We start from the raw sequence: 25,285 nt of genomic DNA, 5'->3' as shown, positions 1-25,285 counted from the left end.
GGGGGTGCGGGGACCCCCGAAACGGTGGCGGGGCGGTGGGCCGCGCCGAAATCCGCGGAAGCTGGCACAGTGGTAAGGGGAACGATTGGGTTCCCCGTAGCGTTGGGCAGGCTGAGACTGTGCGGGAGGAGAAGCGCATGACCCTGGATCGGTTGGTATGCGCGAACTGCGCAGCGCCCGTGAGTGAAGGCCGTTGCCCCGTGTGCCGGGCCAATCGCGCGCGCATGCAGCAGGAAGGGCCCTTCGCGGGCCTCAATCCCGCGGCACTGATAGCGCTGCTCGTGGTGCTGATCGCGGCGGTGGCGCTGCTGTCGCAGCGCTAGTCCGCGTAGCCACGCGAACGCGGAGCGGCAGGAAGCGCGGAGCGGCAGCAATCCGGACCGGAGAAGGGCCCGGGGCTTCGATGGAGCCCCGGGCCCTTCTCGCGTATGTCCTGCCAGGCGGGTCCTGCATGCCGCGCACCCGCACTGCGTACGTCGTGTACGTGCCGTACGTCTCCGTGCGTCACGCGGCTCACGCCTGGGTCAGGCGGCCGCGCCGCGGTTGCCGACGAGGCGCGGCAGGACGCGGAAGCCGATGCCACCGACGATCATCGTCGCGGCGCCGATCAGCAGGAAGGTGGTCTCGGTGGCGCCGGTCTCGGCCAGCTCGCCGTTGCCGCCCCCGGCAGTGCCACCGGTGCCCTTGTTGCTGCCGCCCTGCTCGACCGGCCTGGAGCCGGTGTCGGTCAGGCTGTCCTTGCCCTGGCCCTGCTCGACGGGGTTGGAGCCGCCGGCCGGGTCGGTGTCGTTGCCGCCACCGTTGCCGCCGCCGTTGCCGTGGCCGTTCCCGCCGCCGTTGCCGTTGCCCCCGCCGTTGCCGTTGCCGGGCTCGTTCGGGCCGCCCGGGTCCGAGGTGGGCGGGTCGGTCGGGTCGGCCGGGTCGGTCGGGTCGGGGTCCACCGGGTCCTCGGTGGGCTCCGGCGGGTCCGTCGGCTCACCGGTGGGCTCCGGCGGGTCGTCCGTCGGCTCCTCGGTGGGCACCGGCGGGTCGTTCGACGGCTCTTCGCCCGGCTCCAGGTCCACGTCCACCCCGACCCCGCTGTCGTCCGCGTGGGCGCCGGCGCCCACGCCGCCGAGTTCCACGCCCACGTCGAGGGCCGAGGCGGCACCCGCGGCGGTCAGCGAGGCACCGGCGGCGATCACCGCACCGGCGGCTATCCGCGCGACACGGATCCGCGTCTTCTTGGTCATCTGGTTGCTACCCCCAGTAGCTGAATCGTCAGAGAGGCAGCGTCCGGGGCGGCGTTCGCCGGGGCGTTCGAGCAGCCCCCGCAGTTCCCACGCGCCCCAGTGATACGCATACCGCGCGCCAGCCTTTCCACTTTTCACAGCAGCGTCAAGGTCGTTGCGGGCGCGATGTCCGATATTGGGGCAGTTGACCGGCGTAGGGAGATGTGACTGTGACGAAAAAGGCAACTGCCGTCGCTTTGACCGCAGTTGCCTTGTCGATAAAGCCGCTCTCGGCGGCTTTTACTTCTCCTGCTGCTTGCGCCAGCGAATTCCGGCTTCCAGGAAACCGTCGATCTCGCCGTTGAACACGGACTCCGGATTGCCGACCTCGAACTCCGTGCGCAGGTCCTTGACCATCTGGTACGGGTGCAGGACGTACGAACGCATCTGGTTGCCCCAGGAGTTGCCGCCGTCGCCCTTGAGGGCGTTCATCTTCGCCTGCTCCTCCTGGCGGCGGCGCTCGAGGAGCTTCGCCTGGAGGACGTTCATCGCGGTCGCCTTGTTCTGGATCTGCGAGCGCTCGTTCTGACAGGAGACGACGATGCCGGTCGGCAGGTGGGTCAGGCGCACCGCGGAGTCCGTGGTGTTGACGCCCTGCCCGCCGGGGCCCGAGGAGCGGTACACGTCGACGCGCAGCTCGCTCTCGTCGATCTCGATGTGGTCCGTCTGCTCGACCACCGGGAGGATCTCGACACCGGCGAAGGAGGTCTGGCGACGCCCCTGGTTGTCGAACGGCGAGATGCGGACGAGGCGGTGGGTGCCCTGCTCCACGGAGAGCGTGCCGTAGGCGTACGGGACGTTGACGGCGAAGGTGGTCGACTTGATGCCGGCCTCTTCCGCGTACGACGTCTCGTACAGCTCCGTCTTGTAGCCGTGGCGCTCGGCCCAGCGCAGGTACATGCGCTGGAGCTTCTCGCTGAAGTCGGAGGCGTCGACGCCGCCGGCCTCCGCGCGGATGGTGACGAGCGCCTCACGGGCGTCGTACTCCCCGGACAGGAGGGTCCTGACCTCCAGCTCGTCCAGCGCCTTCCTGACGGCCGTCAGCTCGGTCTCCGCCTCGGCGCGGGTGTCCGAGTCGTCCTCCTCCTCGGCCATCTCGAACAGCACGCTGAGGTCGTCGATGCGCCCGCGCAGCGCCTCGGCCTTCCTGACCTCCGCCTGGAGGTGGCTCAGCTTGCTGGTGATCTTCTGTGCCGCGTCGGGGTCGTCCCACAGGGACGGCGCGGCCGCCTGCTCCTCGAGCACGGCGATATCGGCCCTCATCTTGTCGAGGTCCAGGACGGCCTCGATCGACTCCATGGTCGAGGAGAGGGACTTGAGCTCTTCGGATACATCGACGACTGCCACGACTCCAGCGTAACGGCTGCCGCAAGCGACCCGGTCCTGGCGGGGGCGCCTCGGGGGTTTTCGCGTGGCCCCGGGTCTGCCCGCGCCGCAGGGTGTCACCCACCCACCCACCCGTTTGCCCCCTAGGAACCCCCGCCCCGCAGACCGACGCCGGGCAAACGGGTGGGTGGGTGGGAGACATCCGCCGCGAAGCGGCGGGAAACAGCCCACCCGGCCGCAGGCGAGGGACAAGCAGGCCACGTCACGGCACGGACAGCCCCGGGTCCCCTCCGGGGGCGGGGAACATGCCGGGCCGGGTCACGGCGCGGGCGATACCGAGAAGGTGCCAGGCCACGTCACGGCGTGGGCGGGGCCGAGTCGCCCGTCCGGGGCCCCGCGTCGTCGCCCGACGTGGCCGCCCACGTCCCCACCCCCGCCGCCGCGACGAGGACGACCCCCGCCACGCCGAGCGTGATCCTGCGCCGCCGGGTAGACGCCCGATGCTTCGCGGAACCGGGCCGCGCCGCCCCGGCCGCCCGGGGCACCCGGGCCGTGCCCCGCGCCCCGCCGGCCAGCTCGTCGGGCCCCGGCACGCGCATGGACGTATGCGTGTCCCGGTTGGCGTCCGCGGACGCCGGGCCCCTCACCAGGGGCACCGCCCCCCGCCGGGGCGAGGACTGACGCGGCTCGGGCGCCGACTCCTCGTACGCCTCCTCGGCCGGCGAAGGCTCCGTGTCGGGTTCGTCGACGTCCAGCGGCGGCATCCCCGCGACCAGCGGCAGCAGCTCCCGCAGCCGCGCGGCCAGCTCGGAGGCGCGCAGCCGGGACGCCGGGGCCTTGGCCAGGCACTGCACGAGGAGCTGCCACAGCTCCTCGGGGATGCCCGGGAGCGGCACCACCGTCTCGGTGACGTGGCGCCGCAGGATCGCCCCGGGATGCCCTCCGCCGAACGGCGTGAACCCGGCGAGCAGCTCGTACAGGACCGTCGCGAGGGCGTAGATGTCGACGGCCGCGCGCGGCGGGAGGCCCTCGATGATCTCGGGCGCGAGGTAGTCCGGCGTACCGATGATCTTCGTGGCGCGCGTCCGGCGCGGCGAGTCGATCAACTTGGCGACGCCGAAGTCGGTGAGCAGGGCGGGATGCGCCCCGCCGGGGCCGAGGGGGCCCTGCATGTCCAGGAGTACGTTCTCGGGCTTGACGTCGCGGTGGACGATGCCCGCGGCGTGCGCGGCGGCGAGCCCGTCGGCGACGTCCGCGACGATGGCGACGGCGGCCTCGGGGGCCATGCGCCGCTCGCGGTCGAGGCGGGTGCGCAGGTCGGTGCCGCGGACGAGGTCCATCACCAGGGCCAGGTCGTTGCCGTCGACCACCAGGTCGTGGACGCCGACCACGCGCGCGTGGTCGAGGCTGAGCAGAGCCGTGCGCTCCTGGACGAAGCGGCCGACGAGTTCCTGGTCGGAGGCCAGGTCCTCGCGCAGCAGCTTGATGGCGACGGGACCCTCGGGCCCTTCGCCGAGCCACACCGTGCCGGCGCTGCCACGGCCCAGGATCTGGTGGGCGGTGTACCGGCTGCCGATCTTGCGCGTCAAGACTGCTCCTACGGATGCGTGTTGGCGACAAAACTACGCGTCCTTGCCGCCAACCTTCACTCCGGGAGCGGATTTCACTCGACAGATGTCGACAAATCCACAGAACCGTCTGCGCGCTAGTTGCCGCTGACCTTCCCGATCCAGCCGCTGACCGTGTCGTACCAGTCCGTCAGCTGCTCCCAGTACCCCTTCGTCGAACCGATCCAGCCCTGGAGCGGGCTGAACTCCCACACCAGCCAGCTCGCCACGAAGAGGATGACGAGCGTGAACAGGCAGCCCTTGAGGCAGCCGAGGCCCGGGATCTTCATCGGGTTGGCGCTGCGCTGACGCGGCGGGCGCGGCTCGCGCGCGGGGCGTGGGGCGGGCGCCTGGGGCGCGGGCGGCTCCGGGGGCGCCGCGTACCGCTGCGGCTGGTGCTGCGCCTGGTAGGGCTGCTGCTGGTACGGCTGCTGCGCCGGCCCCTGCTGGGGCCGCTGCCCGCGCGGCTGGCGCGGCGCGTACTGCTGGGGCTGGGGCTGCTGCGGCTGCTGCGGGGGCCGGGCGACCTGCCGCTGGGGGCGGCGGCGCAGCGGGTCCTGGCTGGGGTCGAGGTAGGACTGGACCTGCGTCTGTTCGTTGCGGTCGCGGGCCGCGCGCATCTGGTTCTGCCAGGGGTGCGGCTCGTTCGGGTCGCTCCCGGGGCCGTTCGGCGGGACCGGCGGCATGACGGCGGTCGGGTCGGCGGCGCCGTGGTGGGGCAGGACGGACGTGGGGTCGGCGTCACCGGGACTGTGGCCCGGGGTGCCGGTGTTCCGCATGACGCTGGTCGCCGCGTTCGGGTCGTACGAGCCGGCGTTGTTCGGCAGGACCTGCGTGGGGTCGGCCGCGCCCGGGGCGTCCGGCACGTGGGCGGGCGCCGGGTCCGGCATCAGCAGGGCGCCCACGCCCTCCGCGGCGACGATCTGCGCCGGGGTGGAGTGCACGCCGATGCCCTCGGCGACGGTCCGCAGGCCGCGCGCGAGGTTCTCGGCGCTCGGGCGGCGGTCGGGGTTCTTGTCCAGGCAGCGCTCGATGACCGTCCACAGCGGGTCGGGCACGGTCGAGGGGCGGCGCGGCTCGGCGCTGAGGTGCTGGTGCAGCACTTCGAGGGCCGATCCCCCGCCGAACGGCGGACGGCCGGTGACCAGCTCGTACAGCAGGATGCCCGCGCCGTAGATGTCGACGGCGCTGGTCTGCGGGCGGCCCTCGGCGGACTCCGGCGCGACGTACGCGGGCGTGCCGACGAATTCATGGGTGCGGGTCAGGCCCGGGGAGTCCGCGAGGCGGGCGATGCCGAAGTCGGTCAGCATCGGGTGCATGCCCTCGGCGTCCTGCTTCAGCAGGACGTTCGCCGGCTTCAGGTCGCGGTGCACGACGCCGTCGGCGTGGCTCGCGGCGAGCGCGTCGGCGATCTGGGCGGTCAGCAGGGCCGCCGCGACCGGCGTGAACGGGCCGTTCTCGCGCAGATAGCGGTGCAGGTCGGGGCCGTCCACCAGGTCCATGACCAGGGCGAGGAGGTCGCCCTCGACGACGAGGTCGCGGGTCCTGACGATGTTCTCGTGGGTCAGCCTGAGCAGGACGGATCGCTCCCTGAGGAAGCGCATCACGACGTCCGCGTCGTTGGCGAGCTCTTCCTTGAGGACCTTGATCGCGACCGTCTCACCGGGCTGGCCGGGAACGGCCGCCTCGGCCCCCGCGGTCTCCCGCTGGCGGGCCCGCCAGACGGTGCCCGTGGCGCCGCGCCCGAGCGGCTCCTCGAGCAGGTACTTGCTGCCTACCGGCCGCACGTCATGCGCTCCCTGCTGGTCTGGCTGGTCCCGACCGGACGCTGGTCCTGTCCGGGGGGCTGTCCGAAGGTGTTCCGATCCACTGTAGTGCCGCCGACAGGGACACCGGCCGCTCCGATTCCGCCCGGCCTTTTCCTCCCGGAGGCGTTCCGGATGCGTTTCGAAGGCGCTCCGGAGGCGTTCCGCGGGCGCTTCGAAAGCGTTCCGGATCGGTGTTCGGTGGAAAGACGCGCCCCGGTGGCCATTGGTTGCCGGGCCCTCTCGAATTGACCTTCTCCGGAGAAGGTCCACAGATATCCGCAACGGTCCAAGCAGGCACTTTTCCGAGCAGAGCCGACCAATCAAGATCACTTACGGGTGGCCGCCGGGCGTGTTGTCGGTGGCAGGTGCGAGGATGCCTCCAGTACTGGCCGACGTGCCCGTGTGCGGTGGGGGGAATCACAGCGCGAGTCCCCGTGCCGGGCGCCCAGCGCAGAAGGGACCGCTGACGGCGATGCAGATCCGGCTGACCGTCCTCGGGCCGCGCAGCGGCCAGACCGAGCAGCAAGGCCGCCCCCAGGCGGCGCCGGGGGTTCACGGCGCCTGTGACGTCCTGGTCACCGCGCCCGCGGGGACCGCGCTCGCCGCGGTGGTCTCGGGCCTCGCCACGACCGTCGCGGGCAGCGAGGGCCCCCTCGTGCTCTACGCGGGCCCCGAGCGCCTCGACGCCCAGCGGTGCACGCTCGGCGAGCCCCCCTTGATCGACGGCGCGGTGCTCTCCCTGGGCGCGCCCGCCGAGCCGGGCCCCGAACCGACCGGCGCGGCCGCCCAGTTGCACGTGGTGGCGGGCCCCGACGCGGGCGGCGTCCATCTGCTGCACGGCGGCCAGATTCGCGTCGGCCGTTCCACCGAGGCGGACGTCGCGCTGGACGACCCCGACGTCTCGCGGCTGCACTGCGCGGTCACCCTCGCCCCGGACGGCCGGGTCACGGTCACGGACCTCGGCTCGACGAACGGCACGTCCGTGGACGGCAGGGAGGTCACCGACCGCCCCGTGCCGCTCGCACCCGGCTCCCTGCTGCGGATCGGCGAGTCCGCCCTGCGCCTGACGGACGGCGCCCTCGGCACGGCCTCCGGCACGGGCGGCACCCTGGCGACCGCGCCCGACGGCGAGGGGCACGTGCGCGTGCGGGCCACCGAGGCCCCGCAGCCCGCCTTCCTCGCCCCCTCCCACCCCACCGGCCCGACCCCGCACGCGTACGGCTCGGGGGACTGGGGAGCGGCGGGCGGCGGCACGACCGGGTCGTACGGCGGCCATCACCCCGGCGGACCCCACGGCACGCCCCACCCCCCGACGACGCACGACGCGGCACACAGGTCCCCGGACACCCACGCCGGCACTTTGGGGGCGTACGGGATGCCCGGCGACGCACCCTCCCCCGGTGAGGGCGCCCGACTCGGGACCCCGCTGCGCGGCACGACGGTGCCGCGCGGTCTGCGCAGGCGCGGCGGCCTCTCGGCCTGGGCGCGTCGCCTGACCGGCGGCCGGGACGGCGGGCAGGACCAGGGCGCGTACGAGGAGTACGAGCCGTACGACGGTGAGGCGGACGACGGTTTCGGCGCCCCGGAGCCCACCCCAGAGGAACTCGCCGTGGCCGCCGCGGCGCGCACCCCCGAATTGTGGCCGGATCCCGCCGCCCTGCTGCTCGCGGCGCTCGGCCCCGGTCCCCGGCTGTGGGAGCGCGGCCCGGACCACCCGGAGGCCCTCGCGGTGCGGCTCGGGACGGTCGACCGGGCGGGGCCCGGCGATCAGGGCCTGCTGCCCGCCGTGCCCGTCACCGTGAGCCTGCGGGAGGCGGGCGCGCTCGGCCTCGCGGGGCCCAGGGAGCGGCTGACCGGCCTGGCCAGGGCCGTCGTCGCCCAGCTCGGCGCGCTGCACTCCCCGGACTGCCTGGAGATCGTGCTGATCAGCACGGACCGGGCCCGCACCACCGCCGAGCGCACCGAGGAGTGGGCCTGGCTCGGCTGGCTCCCCCATCTGCGGCCCACCCACGGCCAGGACTGCCGGCTCCTGCTCGCCTACGACCGCGACCAGGCGGCGGCGCGCGCAGACGAGCTGATCCGCCGCCTGGACGACCACATCGCCGACGCGCGCGCCGGGGACGGCGCCCGCCGGGAGCCGGGCTCGCGCACGGTCGTCATCGTCGACGGCGACCCCGGCGCGGCCGGGCTGCGCGAGGCCATGGTCCGGCTCGCCGGTGAGGGCGCGCGGGCCGGGATCCACGTGGTGTGCCTCGCCGAGACGGCGGCGGCCTCGCCCGCCTCGCCGGTCCTCGACACCTACGAGGCCGCGTGCGCCGTCTCGCCCGCCTTCCGCGCCTGCGGCGCCGTCGCGCTGCTCAGCGGTGACGTGGCGACCGCGCTGCGGCTGATGCGGACGGCGGGCGGGCGCCCCGCCGGGCACGGCACCGTCGCCACCGTGGACGCGGTGTCGGCTGCCTGGGCCGAGCGGTTCGCCCGGGCCCTGGCGCCGCTGCGGACGGACGGCGCGGCCGGCGAGGGGCACGCGCGCGTGTCCGCCCCGCTGCCCCAGGCCGCCCGGCTCCTGGACGAGCTGGGGCTGGCCCGGGCCACGCCCGCCTCGCTGATGGCGCGGTGGGCGGCGGCCGCGGACGACCCCGAGACGCTCGGCGGACGGGCCCTCGCGGTGCTCGGCGCCGGCCCGCGCGGTCCCGTCGTCGCGGACCTCGCCGCCGACGGGCCGCACCTGCTCGTCGAGGGCCCCGCCGGCAGCGGGCGTACGGAGCTGCTGCGCTCGGTCGCCGCGTCCCTGGCCGCCGCCGAGCGGCCCGACCGGCTCGGCATCGTGCTCGTGGACGGCCGGGACAGCGGTGGCGGTGGCGCCGCCCGGCAGGGTGCCGGGCTCGGTGCCTGCACGGACCTGCCCCATGTCACCACCCACCTGGTGGCCAACGACCCGGTGCGGATGCGGGAGTTCGCGCAGTCCCTGGCCGCCGAGCTGAAGCGGCGGGCCGAGCTGCTGGGCCGGCTCGAATTCACCGAGTGGCACACCCAGCGCGAGGTGTCGGGGCGGATGGTGAGCCAGCGCTCGCAGTCGTCCTCCCGGGCCGGTACGGGTACGGGAGCGGGCAGGGTCTCGGGAGCCGGGGCCACGAGCGCGTCCGGTTCCGCCTCCGTGCCCGCCCAGACGCAGGCACAGGCCTCTTCCGGGCGGGCCCAGGCCCAGACGGCCCAGGCCCCGTCGGCAGGGCAGGCGCAGACCCCTTCGGAAGCGCAGACCCGAACCCAACCCCCTGTAGAAGCACAGGCACAGGCAGCGGACGGTGGCCTCGACGTGACGTCCGGTTCCACCATGCGGCTGCGGCCCGCGGCGGCGCGGCAGCGGGTCGAGCCCGGGCCCCCGCTGCCCCGGCTCGTCGTGCTCGTCGACGACTTCGACGCGCTGCTCGCGCCCGCCCTCGGCTCCGCGGGGCGGCCCGCCGCCGGGTCCGTCGTCCGCGCCCTGGAGGCGGTGGCGAGGGACGGCGAGCGGCTCGGCGTCCACCTCGTGGCGACCACGGGGCGCAGCGAGCGGATGCCGGAGACCGAGCTGGGCCAGCGCGCCTCGCTGCGGGTGACCCTCGACGCGGTGGTGCCGGGACCGGAGGAGCCCGCGCCGGGGCGGGGCGAGCTGCGCTCCCCGGATGGCCGGGCGACGCCCTTCCAGGCGGGCCGGGTCACCGGACGCATCCCCCGTACGGCGACGCTGCGGCCCACGGTCGTGCCGCTGGAGTGGGAGCGGATGGGGGACCCGCCGGCCCGCAGGCCCGTCCGGGAGCTGGGGAACGGCCCGACCGACCTGGCCCTGCTCGCCAGCGCCCTGGAGCGGGCGGCGCGGTCGGTCTCGGCGGAGCAGGTGCCGTCCCTGCTGTGACCTCTCGGCGCCGCCGTCCCGTCGGCCGTCCGGCGCGCCCGGCCCCACGGTCTGAAGGGGCGCGCGTTACCGGTGAGTTGGCGGGTACGTCAGTCATGTCCGGCCGGGGCGGGCCCTGTTGGTGCCTAATGTCGTCAGTGAGGTGACAAGGCCCGGTACCTGGGGGCGACGCGACGTCACAACGGCATCACGATCTTCGAGTTGACACCGCAGGCCATCTTGCCGCCCCTCCCCGCCCGGGCGTAGACCAGTGCGCACGGGACTCGCCAGGGAAGAGAACGGGGCAGTGATGCGCAGCACTCTTCGCAGTACACGCAGGACACCGCAGCACCGGCGTACCAGCGCCAGGATCGCCGCGGCTCTCGTCGCGGGGACGCTCGCGCTCACCGCCACCGCGTGCGGCGGCGACGACAAGGACGACGGCGAGACGGGGGGCAGGACCGGGGGCAAGGACACCGGGGCCACGGTCGAGCTGCCCAAGCTGGAGGGGCAGAACGTCTCGGTGGCCGCGGTGTGGGGCGGCTCGGAGCGCAAGGTGTTCCTCAAGGTCCTCGACGAGTTCGAGAAGAGGACGGGCGCCGAGGTCTCCTTCGTACCCGCGCAGGACCCCATCATCAGCTTCCTGGAGTCGAAGGTGGCGGGCGGGGAGCCGCCGGACGTCGCGATGCTGCCGCAGGTCGGCGCGATCGAGCAGGCCGTGGCGAACAAGTGGGCGAAGCCGGTCGGCGCCGAGGCGCAGAAGCAGTTGGAGAAGAACTACGCGAAGGGCTGGCAGGACCTCGGCGCGGTCGACGGCAAGCAGTACGGCGTGTACTTCAAGGCCGCCAACAAGTCGCTGGTCTGGTACAACACGCGGGTCTTCGAGAACGCGGGCGTGAGCGAGCCGAAGACCTGGGGCGACTTCATGAAGACGGCCCAGACTATCTACGACTCCGGGGTGCCGCCGGTATCGGTGGCGGGCGCCGAGGCGTGGACCCTCACCGACTGGTTCGAGAACATCTACCTGTCGCAGGCGGGCCCGGAGAAGTACGACCAGCTCGCCCAGCACAAGATCAAGTGGACGGACCCGTCCGTGAAGGAAGCCCTGACGACGCTCGGTGAGCTGTTCGGCAAGAAGGGTTTCGTGGCGGGCGGCGCGGACGGCGCGCTCCAGACGGAGTTCCCCGCGTCCGTGAAGCAGACGTTCAAGGGCGGCGACCAGCCCAAGGCGGGCATGGTCTTCGAGGGCGACATGGTCTCGCTGCCGATCTCGGAGACGAAGGCGAAGGTGGGCAAGGACGCCAAGGTGTTCCCGTTCCCGGCGGTGGGCGACGAGTCCCCGGCGGTGGTGGCCGGTGACGCGGCCGTGGCGCTGAAGGACAGCAAGGGCGCGCAGGCGCTGCTGACCTATCTGGCCTCGCCGGACGCCGCGCGGATCTGGGCCGAGGCGGGCGGGTTCCTCTCGCCCAACAAGAACCTCGACATGGGCGCGTACCCGAACGACGTGCAGCGCAACATCGCCAAGGCGCTCATCAAGGCGGGCGACGACATCCGCTTCGACATGTCCGACCAGGCGCCGCAGTCCTTCGGCGGCACGCCGGGCAAGGGCGAGTGGAAGGCGCTGCAGGACTTCCTGAAGAACCCGAAGGACGTCGAGGGGACGCAGAAGACGCTGGAGACGGCCGCCGCCAAGGCCTACAAGGACTGACGCGGTGACGTCCGTGCACGCCGGGGGCGACGCCAAGGCGGCGCCCCCGGCCCCGACTCCGCGCAAGAGCGTGACCGGCACCCGCACGACCCTGGCGGTGCTGTTCCTGCTGCCCGCCCTGGTGCTGCTCGGCGCGCTCGTCCTCTACCCCATCGGGTACTCGCTGTTCCGCAGCTTCTTCGACAAGTCGGGCGACTTCACGGCGTTCGGCAACTACGAGACGCTGTTCACCGACGACAGCATCCTGACCGCCATCAAGAACAACGCGATCTGGGTGGTCGTGGCGCCCACCGTCGCGACCGCGCTCGGCCTGATCTTCGCCGTGCTGACCGAACGGGTGCGCTGGGGCACGGCGTTCAAGCTGGTCATCTTCATGCCGATGGCCATCTCGATGCTGGCCGCGGGCATCATCTTCCGGCTGGTGTACGACTCCGACCCGGACCGGGGTGTCGCCAACGCGGTGGCGGTGACCGTGCACGACACGTTCGCCGAGTCCTCGGCGTTCCCGCAGGCGCACCCCAGCATGAAGTCGCCCCTCAAGAGCGCGGGGGGCGGCGCCTTCATCACCCGCGAGCCGGTGCGGGCGGGCACCCCGGTGGTGCTGCCGCTGACCGGCGTGGCGCCGGACACCATGCCGGACGCCGCGAAGGCGGCCAGGCCCGCGCAGGCCGATCCGGACAAGGTCACCGGCACGGCCTGGCAGGACTTCACGCGCGGCAAGGGCCGGGGGAAGATCAACGCCCCGGACGCGGCGGAGTTCGGCTACGCCGGCATCACGGTCGAGGCGGTCAAGGACGGCGAGGTGGTGGCCTCCACGGAGGCGAACGCCGACGGTACGTTCGCGCTGCCGAAGGCGGCCGACGGGGCCCTGCTGCGCTATCCGGCGTCGAACTTCCGGGAGCCCTACAACGGCGTGGACTGGCTCGGCCCGTCGCTGATCACGCCCGCGATCATCGGTTCGTACCTGTGGATGTGGGCGGGCTTCGCGATGGTCCTGATCGCCGCGGGCCTCGCGAGCGTGCCGCGTGAGCTGCTGGAGGCGGCGCGGGTGGACGGGGCCAACGAGTGGCAGGTCTTCCGTCGCGTGACGGTGCCGCTGCTCGCCCCGGTCCTCGCGGTGGTGCTGGTCACGCTCATGATCAACGTACTGAAGATCTTCGACCTGGTCTTCGTGATCCCGCCGGGCTCCTCGAAGGACGAGGCGAACGTGCTGGCGGTCCAGCTGTACAACTCCGCGTTCCTCGACAAGGACCCGGGGGTGGCGAGCGCCATCGCGATGCTGCTGTTCCTGCTGGTCATCCCGGTGATGCTGTTCAACATCCGGCGCATGCGGCGGGAGGGCAGGCGATGACCGCCCAGATCGAAGTGGTCAAGGCCAGGCAGTCGCTCGGCGGGCGGGTGGCGTCCTTGCTGGGGAGCACCGCGCTGCGGGTGTTCCTGGTGCTGGTCGGCCTGTTCTGGCTGATGCCGACGATCGGCCTGCTGCTCGGCTCGTTCCGCACGTCGGCGGACATGAGCGAGAGCGGCTGGTGGAAGGTGTTCTCGGCGCCCTCGCAGATGACGCTGGACAACTACGCCAACCTCCTCAAGGACGAGACGATCACCGACTCGATCCTGTCCAGTGTCATGATCACCGTCCCGGCGACGCTGCTCGTCGTGGTCATCGGCTCGCTGGCCGGGTACGCGTTCGCCTGGATGGAGTTCCCGGGCCGGGACTGGTGGTTCCTCGGGGTCGTCAGCCTGCTCGTGGTGCCGGTGCAGGTGGCGCTCGTGCCGATCGCCGAACTCTTCGGCAAGATCGGCATCTTCGAGACCACGGTGGGTGTGATCACCTTCCATGTGGCGTTCGGCCTGCCGTTCGCGATCTTCCTGCTGCGGAACTTCTTCGCGGAGATCCCGCGCGAACTCCTGGAGGCGGCCCGGCTGGACGGCGCGGGCGAACTGCGGCTGTTCCTGCGGGTGGTGATGCCACTGGGGGCACCGGCGATCGCCTCGCTCGGCATCTTCCAGTTCCTGTGGGTCTGGAACGACATGCTGATCGCCCTGATCTTCGCCGACTCCAAGAACCCACCGATCACGGTGGCGCTCCAGCAGCAGGTGCGGTTCTTCGGCGACAACGTGCAGATCCTCGCGCCCGGCGCGTTCATCTCGATGGTGATCCCGCTGGCGGTGTTCTTCGCCTTCCAGCGGCAGTTCGTCTCCGGTGTGATGGCGGGCGCGGTGAAATAGGCCGAGGCCTGGGGAGAACACGCCGAGCGGCATGCGTACGGTGATCGAGGCGGCCCGCGTCCGGGCCGCCTCCTTCCGTCCGCGTCCAGGGCCGGGCGGCACCGGCCTGATGTTCGACTCCGCGCGGCGGCCCGCGGCACCCGACTGCTCCGAGCGGATCGTTTCCGCTGCCCTGGCGGGAGAAACGGCCCGCGCTGCGGGCGATATGGGGCAACAGCGGGCAAAGTAGGCAAATGCACCGCATCGGGTTCCTGTCACCTCACCGCTCCGGACCTCCGCCCCTGGTCCGACGGCTGCGCGCCACCACGCGAAGCACGCGGTTCCGGTTCGAGCGGGCCGCCGCGGGGCGGGTGCGCGGTGCCGTGCGGGCCGAGCCCCTGCTGACGCCCGTGCACCTCTCGCTCCGCGACAGCCGCACGCTCAACGTCGCCCTCGCCGCCCCGGACGCCGGGTCCCCCGACCGGGCCCGGCTGCTGATCAGCCGCGGCGTCCGCAGCCGGACCGTGCCCCTCGTCCTCGAACGGCACGCGGCCGGGCCCCCGCTGCTCACCGCCACCGCCACGCTGCGGGACCTGCGCGACGGCGTGTGGCGGCTCACCGTCGAGACCCGGGACGCCGAGGGCCGCGTACGACGACGGGGCCTGACGCCCGCCGAGGAATCCGCGCCGCCCGCGACCCCGACGCTGCCGCACGCGCCCGACCCGCTCAGCGGGACCCTCGTACGGATCGTCAGGTCCCGCGGCGGGCGGGCCGTGCTCCAGGCCACCCGGTCGCGGCCGCGCGCCGAGCTGGTCCGGTTCGAGCCGCGCGGGGACGGCATCACCGTGCACGGCCGGCTGGTCGGAGCGGCCCTGTCCACCGGGCGCGCGCAGGCCGTGCGGCGCAGGGACGGCGTCGTCGTGCCCGTCGAGGTGGCCGGGCGGGGCGCGGCGTTCACGCTGCGGGTGCCGCTCGGCGCGATGACCGGGGCCGGCCCCGGGCAGTGGGTGTGGGACTTCCGGGTCGAGGGGCTGCCGCTCGGGCGGTGGCTGACGGACGTGCGGGACCCCGCGGCCGCCTACCCGACGCCCTTTCGCGTCTTCGCCCTGCCCGACGGCGCGCTGGTGCGGGCGCACGCCCACTTCACCGGGACGGGCGCCTTCGCGGTGACGTGCCGGGACATCACCGACCTCACCCGCGAGCCGGCCGGCCACCGCACGGACGGGACCACCGACCACCCGGACGGGCCCGCCGACGACCCGGACGGGACCACCGGCCGCACGCGCGAGCCCGCGAAGGAGACCTCATGAAGATCACGTACCTGCTCGGCTGGGGCGACGAGATGGGCGGCACCGAGCTGGCCACCTACACCCAGGCCAAGCACCTCGCCGAGCGCCCCGGCATCGAGGTCGAGGTCGTCTCCGTCTTCCGCACCCGCGCCGAGCCGTTCTTCCCCGAGGCGCGCGCCCTGCCCGTGCGCTACCTCGTGGACCGCACGGCGACCCCCGCCCGCCCGGTCGGGGACTCGGAGCTGGACGACGCCGCGTGCCGCACCCTCGCCGCGCTGCCCAGCGAACTGATCAGGCCCGCCTGGGAGGACACCTTCGACCGCCTCTCCGACGTCGAGATGACCGCCGCGCTCACCGCGCTCGACACCGACGTCCTGGTCAGCACCACGCCCGCGCTGCTCGCCGCCGCCGTGACGCTGGCACCCGCGCGCGTCGTCACCGTCCACCAGGAGCACCGCCCCACCCAGCGGCGCGGCCCCTCCGGCGAGCCGCTGCTGCTGCACGCGCCGCGCCTGGACGCCCTCGTCACGCTGACGGAGCGCACCCGGGACTGGATCGCGGAGTCCCTCGGGCCCACCGCGCCCGAACTGGCCGTCATCCCCAACGCCGTGCCGGACGGCTTCCGGCCGCGCGCGGACGGCGAGGGCAAGGTCATCGTCATGGCGGCCCGGCTGACCGGCGAGAAGCGCGTCGACCACGCCGTCCGCGCCTTCGCACAGATCGCCGGCGCGCATCCCGACTGGCGGCTGCGGATCTTCGGCAGCGGCCACCGCGAGCGGCACCTGCGCCGCCTGGTCGACGGGTTCGGCCTGCACGACCGCGTCGAACTGCTGGGGCCCTGCCAGGACATGGCCGCCGAGTGGGCCAAGGCCGGCCTGAGCCTGATGACCGCCGGACACAACGAGGCGTTCCCGCTGGTGCTCCTCGAAGCGCTCGCCGCCGGGGTGCCCGTGGTGGCGTACGACGTGCTGACCGGGCCCGCCGAGATCGTGCGCCACCGCGTCGACGGGCTGCTCGTCCCGCCCGGCGAGATCGACGAACTCGCCCGCGCCATGGACGAGTTGCTGGGGGACGACGCGACCCGTCGGGCGTATGCGCGCGCCGCCCGCGAGGGCGTCTACGCCCGCTTCTCCTCGGCGGACGTCACCGCCCGCTGGGAGGAGCTGTACACGCGGCTCGTGGCCGGGCGGGAGCGGCCGCGCCGCCTTCGCGGGCGCGCGGACCGGGTGGCGCTCGGTGTCGCGTCCGGCGGCTGCGGCTTCCGGCCCACCGCCCCGCACACCTTCGACGCCGCGGCCGCCGCCGACGAGCGGGCCCGCGAGGACGAGATCATCGCCGCCGACACCACGGGCCGCGTCATCCGCTCGGTGGGCCGCCTCGCCGAGCGGCGCGACGACGTCCTCGCGCCGGACATGGCGCGGTGGAACCTGCGGCTCACCGCGTCCGCGCTGGAGGCCGAGGACGTGCCCTACGTCCTGGTGCGCACCCCCGACGGCACCGCCCACACCCTGGCCGTGGCCGCCGACGACCGGGGCCGCGCCCTCAAGGCGCTGGCCGGGGCGCTGCGCGGACAGCCCGTCTACGCCGAGCTGGTCAACCCGCGCGACGCGGCACCCGGCGCCGTCCTCGCCGAGCGCCTCGACGCCATCGGCGACCTGTCCGGCGTCAAGGTGTTCAAACCGGTGACCACGACGACCCTGTCGCTGCGGCACGGCGCGGGCCTCGCCTGCACGGTCGCGTTCTGGCCGAGGACCGCGCGAGGGGTGCCCGGCGCCGGGGCCGCCGAGGGCTTCCGCGCGCCGTTCGGGACGACGCTGGCCGGCGCGGAGCTGCCCTCGCTCGCCCCGACGGCGACCCTGCGGGTGGGGGACCGCGACTACCCGACCCTGCGGATCTTCACCGAACTCCTCGTCAAGGACGTCGACTTCCCCGTCGACGCCGTCTACACCTGGGTCGACGACTCCGACCCGACGTGGCGGGCCCTGCGGGACGCGGCCCGGGGCGGTCCGGGGCAGGAGTCGGCGGACGACGGCGCCGTGCGCTACCGCAACCGCGACGAGCTGCGCTTCAGCCTGCGCTCCCTGGCGATGTACGCGCCGTGGATCCGGCACGTGTACCTCGTCACGGCGGGCCAGGTCCCCGACTGGCTCGACCGCGACCACCCCGGGCTCACGGTCGTGGACCACCGCGAGCTGTTCGCCGACCCCGAGGCGTGCCTGCCGACCTTCAACTCGCACTCCATCGAGTCCCAGCTGCACCGCGTCGAGGGCCTGTCGGAGCACTTCCTGTACTTCAACGACGACATGTTCCTCGGCCGCCCCACCACCCCGGACACCTTCTTCCTCAGCAACGGCCTGGCCCGCTTCTTCTGGTCGTCCGCGTCCGTGCCCGCCCTGCCCCTGGCGCCGGACGACGAGGGCTATCTGGCGGCGGCGAAGAACAACCGCGAACTGCTGCGCCGCGCGTTCGGCAGGACCACGACGCACAGCTTCTTCCACGTGCCCTACGCGCTGCGCCGCAGCGTCCTCGCGGAGATCACCGAACGCTTCCCCGAGGAGCTGGCGGCCACCGCCCGCAGCCGCTTCCGCTCCGTGGGCGACCACTCGCTGGTCTCCTCGCTGCACCAGCACTACGCGTATCTGACCGGGCGGGCGGTGCCCGGCTCCATCTCGTACGACTTCGTGGACATCGGTGACCGCGCCGACCACGCGCGGCTCGGCCGGCTGCTGCAGAACCGCGACCGGACGGCGTTCTGCATCGGCGAGTCCCCCGACAGCGGCATGGCGGACGAGGAGATGGCGCTGGCCATCAGGTCGTTCCTGACGGCGTACTTCCCGGTGCGCTCGCCCTACGAACGCTGAGCGGTGGTCAGGAAGAGCCGCCGTACCACGCGTTCGGCGGCCCGCCCGTCGTCGTAGGGGCAAAAGCGCGCCCGGAACGCCGTGCGCAGTTCCGTCGTGCCGGGGGTGTCCCAGCCGCCGTCGCGGAACAGGTCGGCCAGCTCGTCCTCGGTGGTGGCCACCGCCCCCGGCGTCTCGCCCGGCCGCCCGGACAGCAGATCGAAGTAGGTGCCGCGCGCCAGGCGGTAGGCCTGCCAGTCGGGGGCGTACGTCACGATCGGGCGGTCCAGGCAGGCGTAGTCGAACATCAGTGAGGAGTAGTCCGTGACGAGCGCGTCGGCGGCGAGGCACAGGTCCTCCACGCGCGCGTGCCCGGTGACGTCCACGAGGCCCGGGTGCGGGTCGAGCCCGGCGTCGCCGCCGTAGAAGTAGTGGGCGCGCACGAGCACGACGTACCGGGGGCCGAGCCGTTCGACGAGGCGCCTGAGGTCCAGGCGGGGCAGGAAGCCCTTCTGGTAGTCGCGGTGGGTGGGCGCGTACAGCAGCACGGTCCGGTCGTCGGCGATGCCGAGGCGTTCGCGGATGCGGGCGATCTCCTCGTCGCCCGTCGTGAAGTACACGTCGTTGCGCGGGTAGCCCGCCTCCAGCGGCTGGTAGGCGGTGGAGGGGTAGACGCGCTCCCAGACCTCCGTGGAGTGCGGGTTGGCCGAGAGGCTGAAGTCCCACTGGTCGGTGTGGTCGAGGACCTTCTGGAAGCTGATGCCGTGCGTGCCGGCCGGGTAGCGGCGCTGGTCCAGGCCCATCTTCTTCAGCGGGGTGCCGTGGTGGGTCTGGAGGTAGACCTGGCCGGGGCGCTTGGTGAAGCCGCCGGGGAAGCTGGAGTTGTTGACGAGGTACGTGGCCCTCGCCATCGCCTCCCAGTAGCGCCGGGAGCCTTCGACGACGTACTCCACCCCGGGGGGCACCTTGTCCGTGTGGCGTCCGGAGACCACCCACACGCCCCGGATGTGCGGGGCCAGTTCGCGGGCCTTGGCGTGGATGGCGGCGGGGTTGCAGGAGACGGCGCGGTTCCAGTAGGCGCCGTAGACCGCGAGGTGCGGGTCGAGGGAGCGGTACAGGTCGGCGCGGTAGGCGGCGCGCATGGCGCGGGCGCGCAGCTTCTTCTTCTGCCGCCCGAGGTGCCGGGTGACGCGCAGGCGCCGTGACTCGGCCTTGCGCAGGCCCTCGTGGGCGGTGAAGGAGGCGGCGGCGAGGGCCTTCTCGCCGGGGGTGCGGGGCTCGGTGCTCGCGGGCGCGTAGGTGCGGTGCAGGCGGGCCGCCTCGCGGAAGAAGTCGCGCCGGTCGCCCGCCCGGATCCGCCCGGGGTCGTCGAGGACGGCGAGGAGGTGCGCGGCGGCGTGCGGCAGCAGCCGGGCGCGGTCGTCGGGCCCGGCGGCGGCGAGCAGCTCCTCGTACCGCTCGACGAGGGCGAAGTGGTGGCGGCCCGGCGTCTTGGAGAAGCTGCCGCCGCGCCGCTCGCGCCAGCGCACGCAGCCGCGGTCGAGGACGGCGAGGCGCTCGCCCGCGCGCAGGGTCGCGGTGTGCACCGGCACCACGTCCTCGTAGGCCCCCTCGGAGAAGGCGAGGTGACGCGCGCGCCAGAACTCGCGGCGGAAGACGCGGTTCCAGGCGGCCGGGGGGAGAGCCAGGGGCCGGCTCGCGTCGGGGGTGCCGCCGGGGCGGACGGTGTCCCACCAGTCGACGCGGTCGTGGCCGAGGAGCAGCACGTCCGGCTCGCCGTACTGGGTGAGGGCCGCGTCGATGGCCTCCAGGGCACCCGGCAGCAGGAGGTCGTCGCCGTCGAGGAAGAGGAGGTGGTCGCCGGTGGCGCGGTCGGCGCCGGCGTTGCGGGCGGGGCCGGGGCCCGCGTGGGCGGCCAGCCGGATCAGTCGCACGCGCGGATCGCGCTGGGCGTACTCCCCGGCGATCGCGGCGCAGGCGTCGGGCGAGGCGTCGTCGACGACGAGCAGTTCGAGGTCGCCGAAGGACTGGGTGAGCACCGAGTCCAGGCACTCCCGCAGGTAGCCCTGGACGCGGTGGGCGGGGACGACAACCGAGAAGCGCGACATGTCAACCGACCGTAGTCAGCCGGACACCGCCTGTCGAAGACCTGCCGTCACTCATTGGGGTGGAAGGCGGTGGAGAAGCTGACCGTCGGGAGCGGGCGGAGGGCAAAGGGGGATAAATATGCCCGTACTCTCACGAAAGGCCGGTCGCCGTGCAGCCCCGTCTCAGCGTCGTCGTGCCCATCTACAACGTCGAGGAGTTTCTGGAGGAGTGCCTGGAGTCGATCGCGCGGCAGACCATCGACGGGCCGGGACGGCCAGGTGGTCCGGAGGGGCCGGGCGGCCTGGAGTGCGTCATGGTGGACGACGGCTCGACGGACTCCAGCCCCTCCATCGCCCGTGAGTTCGCCGCCAGGGACCCCCGCTTCGTCTACGTCCGCCAGCGCAACGCCGGGCTGAGCGCCGCCCGCAACACCGGTGTGCGCAAGGCGTCCCCCACCGCCGAGTTCCTCACCTTCGTCGACAGCGACGACGTGGTGCCGCACGACGCGTACGAGCGGATGATCGCCAGCCTGGACGGGACCGGCTCCGACTTCGCCTGCGGCAACGTCTGGCGGCTCACCGAGCGCGGCCGCTCCCAGGCCTGGCAGTACAAGTGGCTGACCGAGCAGCGCACCCGTACGCACATCACGCGCGACCTCGACCTGCTCTCCGACCGCGTCGCCTGGAACAAGGTCTTCCGCCGCTCCTTCTGGGACCGCCACCGCTTCGCCTTCCCCGAGGGCAAGCTGTACGAGGACACGCCGGTGATGATCCCGGCACACTTCCTCGCCGGTTCCGTGGACGTGCTCAGCGACCACGTCTACTACTGGCGCGTGCGCGAGGGCTCCATCACCCGCCGGCGCACCGACGTCAAGGGCGTGCGCGACCGGATCGCGGCGTGCGCGCACGTCTCCGGCTTCCTCGCCCGGCACGCGCCGGAGATGAGGAAGACGTACGACGCCTCCTGTCTGCGCGACGACTTCGTGTACTTCCTGGAGGGGCTGCCGATGGGCGGGCCCGAGTACCGCGCGGCCTTCATGGCGGACGCCGCCGCCTTCCTGCGCCGCGCCGATCCGTCCGTGATCGCCGGGCTCCCGGTGGACCTGCGCGTCAAGTGGCAGCTCGTGCGCGAGGGACGCACCGCCGAACTCATCGACCTGCTCTCCTTCGAACGGGCCAACGGCACCGCCTTCCACGTGCGCGGCACGGTGCGCCGCCGCGCCTCCTACCCCGGCGTCGGCCGGCTCCCCGAGAAGCTGACGCGCGTCGGACGGCACGAGCTGCCCGTCGTGGCACGGGCCGGCGAGGCGCGCTGGGGTGCCGACGGGAAGCTGCGGATCAGCGGGTACGCGTACGTGCGCAACCTGGAGGCGACCCGGCCCGGGCACTCCGTGAAGGCCGGGCTGCTCAAGTCGGTCCGCAGCAAGCGGGAGTTCCGGCGCGTGCCGACGAGGACGGTCGCCGCGCCGGAGGCCACCGAGCGGTCACGCCAGCGCCTGCACTGCTACGACCTGTCCGGCTTCGAGATGACGATCGACCCCGAGCAGCTGAAGACCGGCGGGCAGTGGCGGCCCGGCAACTGGCTGCTCGGCGTGGTCGTCGCCGGCCACGGCACCGTGCGGCGCTCGGCCGTGCGGGCCGCCGACGGCGGGTCGGCGCAGTCCCTGGTGCGCGAGCTGGACGACGGGCTGCGCCTCGTCCTCGGCCACAGCAAGGGCCGGCTCGTGCTGCGCGTCCAGGAGTACGCGGCGCGCGTGGAGGCCCACCGGCGCGACGGGGGCGACGTGGTGCTGAGCGGCAGCCTGCCCGGACGGCTGCACCCCAAGGCCCTGCGGCTCACCCACAAGCACTCCGGGACCGACGTCGAGTGCCCGGTGGCCCGCGCCGACGACCGCTTCGAGGTGCGCGTACGGCTCGCCGACCTGGCGCGGGTGGCCCCCACCCCGCACCTGGCGCCCAAGGAGGTCGAGCCGCCGCACGGGGAGCGCTGGCAGGCCAACCTCGTGCTGCCCGACGGCACCCTGAAGTCCCTCGCCGCCGCCTTGGACCTGCCCCCCGGGCGGTACGCGACCGACACCGGACGCGAACTGTGCGCCACGGCCAACGACCAGGGGCAGCTGGTCGTGGAACTGACCCGGCAGCCCGTCGCCGACCGCATCGCCTGGGGCGCCGACGGCACGCTGACCGTCGAGCTGTCGGCCACCGGCGCCGGTTGGCCCGAGGCCGAGTTCGTCCTGCGGCACAGCGGCCACGACGAGGAGCTGGTGGCCCCGGCCGAGCGGACCGGCGACCGACTGCGCGCGGTGCTCGCGCCGGGGGGCGGAGCCCTGCGGGAGGGACGGTGGTACGCCTTCCTCCGGGAGACCGGGGCGGGGCACGGCGGAGCCGGGGACGGTCAGGTCGGGGTCCGGGACGGGCACGGTGGGGTCCGGGACGGGCACGGTGGGGTCCGGCGGCGTGACGACGGGGTGCCTGTGCGGTTGCTCGCCTCCCTGGCGGCCGCGCTGCCCCTGCACCAGGAGGTCCAGGGGCGGGAGTTCACGGTCGACCGGCGGTTCGGCGACCGGCTGCTCGTCGAGGCGGGGTCCGTCCTCGCCCGCTCCGAGCGCGGCGCCTACCGGCAGCACCGGCTGCGCAGCGCCCACTATCCGGGCTGCCGCGAGCGGCCCCTGACGGACGCCGTCCTCTACCTCGACGGCGACTCGCCCCGCGCCGTCCACGAGGAACTGGTGCGGCGCGGCGCCGAGGTGGAGCACCTGTGGGTCACGCACGACCAGCAGACCCCCGTCCCGGCCGGCGCGAAGGGCGTGGAGCAGTACAGCGCCGCCTGGTACGAGGCGCTGGCCCGCTGCCGCCGCATCGTCACCTCGGGCCACCTGCCGGTGTTCTTCGAGCGCCGCGAGGGCCAGACCGTCGTACAGACCTGGCACGGCGCCCCCCTCAAGCGCATCGGCACCGACCTCACCGACACCCTCTACGCCGACCACGGCCACCTCGACGCCCTGCCGGGCCTGTCCCGCCAGTGGGACGTGCTGGTCTCCCCCAACCGCTTCTCCACCCCCCACCTGGGCCGGGCCCTCGCCTACGACGGCGAGGTCCTGGAGGCGGGCTCGCCCCGCAACGACGTGCTCTTCGGCGACGACCGCCACAAGGTCGCCGAGCGGGTGCGCCGCGAACTGGGCGTCGGCCCGGACAAGCGGATCGTGCTGTACGCGCCGACCTACCGGGACCATCTGGCGTACGCCCCGGGCCGGTTCCGCTACGAGCCGGCGCTGGACTTCCGCGCCGCCGAGTCGGTGCTCGGCGACGACCACGTCCTGCTGGTGCGCAAGCACCCGCTGACGTCGGGCCGGCTGCCGGGCGCCCGCGCGCCCTTCGTCCGCGACGTGTCGGCCCACCCCCGGGCCGCCGAACTGCTGCTCGTCGCCGACGTGCTGGTCACCGACTACTCCTCGCTGATGTTCGACTTCGCGCACACCGGGCGTCCGATGCTCTTCCACGCCTACGACCTGGAGCACTACCGCGACACGGTGCGCGGCTTCTACCTCGACTTCGAGACGAGCGCCCCGGGCCCGCTGCTCGCCTCCACCGGCGAGGTCGTCGAGGCGCTGCGCGACCTGGACGCGATCGCGGCCCGGCACACGGACGCGTACACGGCGTTCCGCGAGGCCTACTGCGATCTGGACGACGGCGGGGCCGCCGCCCGGGTCGCGGAGAGGCTGATGCGGTGAGCGGCACGCTCGTGGCCCGCAGGACCCTCCACGGCGCGACGGCCCTCGGCGGCGCCCCCCGCTTGCGCCCCTCGCCGTATCTGGTCTTCGGCGGGCTGTTCTGGCTGGTGATGTCGCTGGCGTTCTGGCGGGTGCCGATGTGCTGCGACTTCGGGCAGCACGCGGCGGTGGTGGAGCGCCTGAAGGCGGACCTCCTGCACCCCTCGCACCCGATGGCGGACCTGCCGGGCCAGGGCAGCGCGTACTACTCGCCGTACGCGGTCGCGCAGGGCCTGTTCGCGAGGGCGACGGGCCTCGCGGGCTGGGAGGTGGTCAAGCTCTCGGGTCCGCTCAACCTCCTCGTGCTGCTCACCGGCATCGGCCGTTTCGTGCGCGTGCTCACCCCCCGCCCGTGGGCGCCGGTCCTGGCGCTGGGCGCGATGGTGCTGTTGTGGGGCACCCGGATGGCGTGGTGGAGCGGCTATCTGGGCCTGATGTCGATGACGGGGAACCTCGGCTACCCCTCGACCTTCGCGATCGGCCTGGCGTTCTGGGCGTGGGCCTGGGCCGGTTCGCTGACCCGGTGCCCGGAGCGGGGCCTTTGGTCCTACGTCGGTCTGGGCGCCCTGTGCGGGCTCGTCCTGCTCGTCCATCCGATCTCCTCGGTGGCGGCGGTGATCGGCGTCGTCGCCTTCGCGGTGTCCGGGCGCGTGCTGTGGCCGTGGGCGGCGACCGGCCTGACGGCGGTGGTCGGGGCGGCGCTGTGGCCGTACTTCAGCGTCTTCTCGCTGGTCGGTGACGCGAGCGTGGACTGGATCCACCGCCAGCTCTACACGGAGATGCCCCAGCGCTTCTGGCTGGCGCTGCTCGGCCTGCCCGCGCTGTGGCTGCGACTGCGCAGGGACCGCAGGGACCCGCTGGTCGTGATGTTCGCCCTGGAGTGCGCGGTCGTCGCCTACGGCTGGTTCAGCGGCCACTACACCTACGGGCGCATCCTCGGCCTGACCCTGGTCCCGCTCCAGTTCGCGCTGGCCGTCGAGCTGGCGGCGCCGCGCACCTGGGGGTGGCGGCGGGGCGCGCTGGCCGGGGCGGCGGCGCTCGGGGCGTGCGTGGGGTTCTTCCAGATCCAGGCGGGGGCCGTCGTGCCCCGGGCGCTGGACCCCATCGGTTTCGACCAGCCGCCGCGCTGGCCCGGTTACGGCTGGGCGACCGGCCACATGCGCCCCGGCGACGTGGTGCTGACCGACGGCTACCGCCCCACCCGCTCCGTGCCGGGCCACGGCGCCAACCTCGTCGCCCCCGCCTGGCCGGACGCCTCGCTCGACGAGGACGTGCGCCGGCGGCGGCTCGCGGCCGTGCGGACCTATCTCTCCCCCGACTCCACCCGCGCGGAGCGCACGGCGATCGCCCGGCGCTACGACGTGCGGTGGCTGCTGCTCTCCCCCGGGCAGAAGGTGCCGCAGGAGGCGGTGGTCGTCGACTGGAGCCGGCGGACCGGCGAGGTGCTCGCGCGGGTGAGCGGGGCCACTCCGACGAATGCCCCCCTAATCGGATAATTAC

At 73.6% G+C, this 25,285-nt stretch carries 14 protein-coding genes; 9 read left to right on the top strand and 5 right to left on the bottom strand.

Annotation, left to right across the window (positions count from 1 at the left end; all coding sequences use genetic code 11):
* The first annotated feature begins 137 nt into the window (after nt 1–137).
* Nucleotides 138–323 carry a hypothetical protein gene (locus ACZ5GP_RS18240; protein WP_468751827.1) on the top strand — a complete coding sequence of 62 codons (186 nt, stop codon included), beginning with the start codon at nt 138–140 and terminating at the stop codon, nt 321–323.
* Between the two features lie 201 nt (nt 324–524).
* Here the strand turns inward: ACZ5GP_RS18240 and ACZ5GP_RS18235 are convergent, their stop codons facing one another.
* The 4 genes from ACZ5GP_RS18235 to ACZ5GP_RS18220 form a co-directional block, all read right to left on the bottom strand.
* On the bottom strand, nt 525–1,232 hold the full coding sequence (locus ACZ5GP_RS18235; RefSeq protein ID WP_468751826.1) for a hypothetical protein: 708 nt from the start codon (nt 1,230–1,232) through the stop codon (nt 525–527).
* A gap of 279 nt (nt 1,233–1,511) precedes the next feature.
* Nucleotides 1,512–2,618 carry a peptide chain release factor 2 gene (prfB, locus tag ACZ5GP_RS18230; protein WP_468751825.1) on the bottom strand — a complete coding sequence of 369 codons (1,107 nt, stop codon included), beginning with the start codon at nt 2,616–2,618 and terminating at the stop codon, nt 1,512–1,514.
* Nucleotides 2,619–2,953: 335 nt separating this feature from the next.
* Nucleotides 2,954–4,186 (bottom strand): serine/threonine-protein kinase, encoded by a 1,233-nt coding sequence (locus ACZ5GP_RS18225; protein WP_468751824.1) that lies wholly within the window; start codon nt 4,184–4,186, stop codon nt 2,954–2,956.
* Nucleotides 4,187–4,302: 116 nt separating this feature from the next.
* Complete coding sequence (locus ACZ5GP_RS18220) at nt 4,303–5,991, bottom strand: serine/threonine-protein kinase (RefSeq protein WP_468751823.1); 1,689 nt, start codon at nt 5,989–5,991, stop codon at nt 4,303–4,305.
* Between the two features lie 493 nt (nt 5,992–6,484).
* Between ACZ5GP_RS18220 and ACZ5GP_RS18215 the strand changes: the two genes are divergently transcribed.
* The 6 genes from ACZ5GP_RS18215 (at nt 6,485) to ACZ5GP_RS18190 (ending at nt 17,949) form a co-directional block, all read left to right on the top strand.
* Nucleotides 6,485–9,904 (top strand): FHA domain-containing protein, encoded by a 3,420-nt coding sequence (locus tag ACZ5GP_RS18215; protein WP_468751822.1) that lies wholly within the window; start codon nt 6,485–6,487, stop codon nt 9,902–9,904.
* Between the two features lie 289 nt (nt 9,905–10,193).
* Nucleotides 10,194–11,591 carry an ABC transporter substrate-binding protein gene (locus tag ACZ5GP_RS18210; protein ID WP_468751821.1) on the top strand — a complete coding sequence of 466 codons (1,398 nt, stop codon included), beginning with the start codon at nt 10,194–10,196 and terminating at the stop codon, nt 11,589–11,591.
* A 70-nt stretch (nt 11,592–11,661) separates the two neighbouring features.
* Nucleotides 11,662–12,942: a carbohydrate ABC transporter permease gene (locus ACZ5GP_RS18205; protein WP_468752148.1), complete on the top strand. Its 1,281-nt coding sequence runs from the start codon at nt 11,662–11,664 to the stop codon at nt 12,940–12,942.
* Nucleotides 12,939–13,820 carry a carbohydrate ABC transporter permease gene (locus ACZ5GP_RS18200; protein ID WP_468751820.1) on the top strand — a complete coding sequence of 294 codons (882 nt, stop codon included), beginning with the start codon at nt 12,939–12,941 and terminating at the stop codon, nt 13,818–13,820. The genes ACZ5GP_RS18205 and ACZ5GP_RS18200 overlap by 4 nt, the downstream gene beginning before the upstream one ends.
* 233 nt (nt 13,821–14,053) lie before the next feature.
* Nucleotides 14,054–15,109 carry a hypothetical protein gene (locus ACZ5GP_RS18195; protein ID WP_468751819.1) on the top strand — a complete coding sequence of 352 codons (1,056 nt, stop codon included), beginning with the start codon at nt 14,054–14,056 and terminating at the stop codon, nt 15,107–15,109.
* Nucleotides 15,106–17,949: a stealth conserved region 3 domain-containing protein gene (locus ACZ5GP_RS18190; RefSeq protein ID WP_468751818.1), complete on the top strand. Its 2,844-nt coding sequence runs from the start codon at nt 15,106–15,108 to the stop codon at nt 17,947–17,949. Before ACZ5GP_RS18195 ends, ACZ5GP_RS18190 begins: the two co-directional genes overlap by 4 nt.
* On the opposite strand, the gene ACZ5GP_RS18185 is transcribed toward ACZ5GP_RS18190, so the two are convergent.
* Nucleotides 17,937–20,036 (bottom strand): bifunctional glycosyltransferase/CDP-glycerol:glycerophosphate glycerophosphotransferase, encoded by a 2,100-nt coding sequence (locus tag ACZ5GP_RS18185; protein ID WP_468751817.1) that lies wholly within the window; start codon nt 20,034–20,036, stop codon nt 17,937–17,939. The two genes, ACZ5GP_RS18190 and ACZ5GP_RS18185, sit on opposite strands and share 13 nt — an antisense overlap.
* Nucleotides 20,037–20,185: 149 nt before the next feature.
* Here ACZ5GP_RS18185 and ACZ5GP_RS18180 point away from each other — a divergent pair, with 149 nt between their 5' ends.
* Nucleotides 20,186–23,746, top strand: coding sequence for a bifunctional glycosyltransferase/CDP-glycerol:glycerophosphate glycerophosphotransferase (locus ACZ5GP_RS18180; protein WP_468751816.1), 3,561 nt, complete (start codon nt 20,186–20,188; stop codon nt 23,744–23,746).
* Complete coding sequence (locus ACZ5GP_RS18175; protein WP_468751815.1) at nt 23,743–25,281, top strand: hypothetical protein; 1,539 nt, start codon at nt 23,743–23,745, stop codon at nt 25,279–25,281. Before ACZ5GP_RS18180 ends, ACZ5GP_RS18175 begins: the two co-directional genes overlap by 4 nt.
* Nucleotides 25,282–25,285: the final 4 nt, after the last annotated feature.

The organism is Streptomyces sp. NPDC031466 (genome assembly GCF_055581265.1).
Note: the sequence above shows the minus strand (reverse complement) of the source record. Positions and strands in the feature narration are given on the sequence as shown.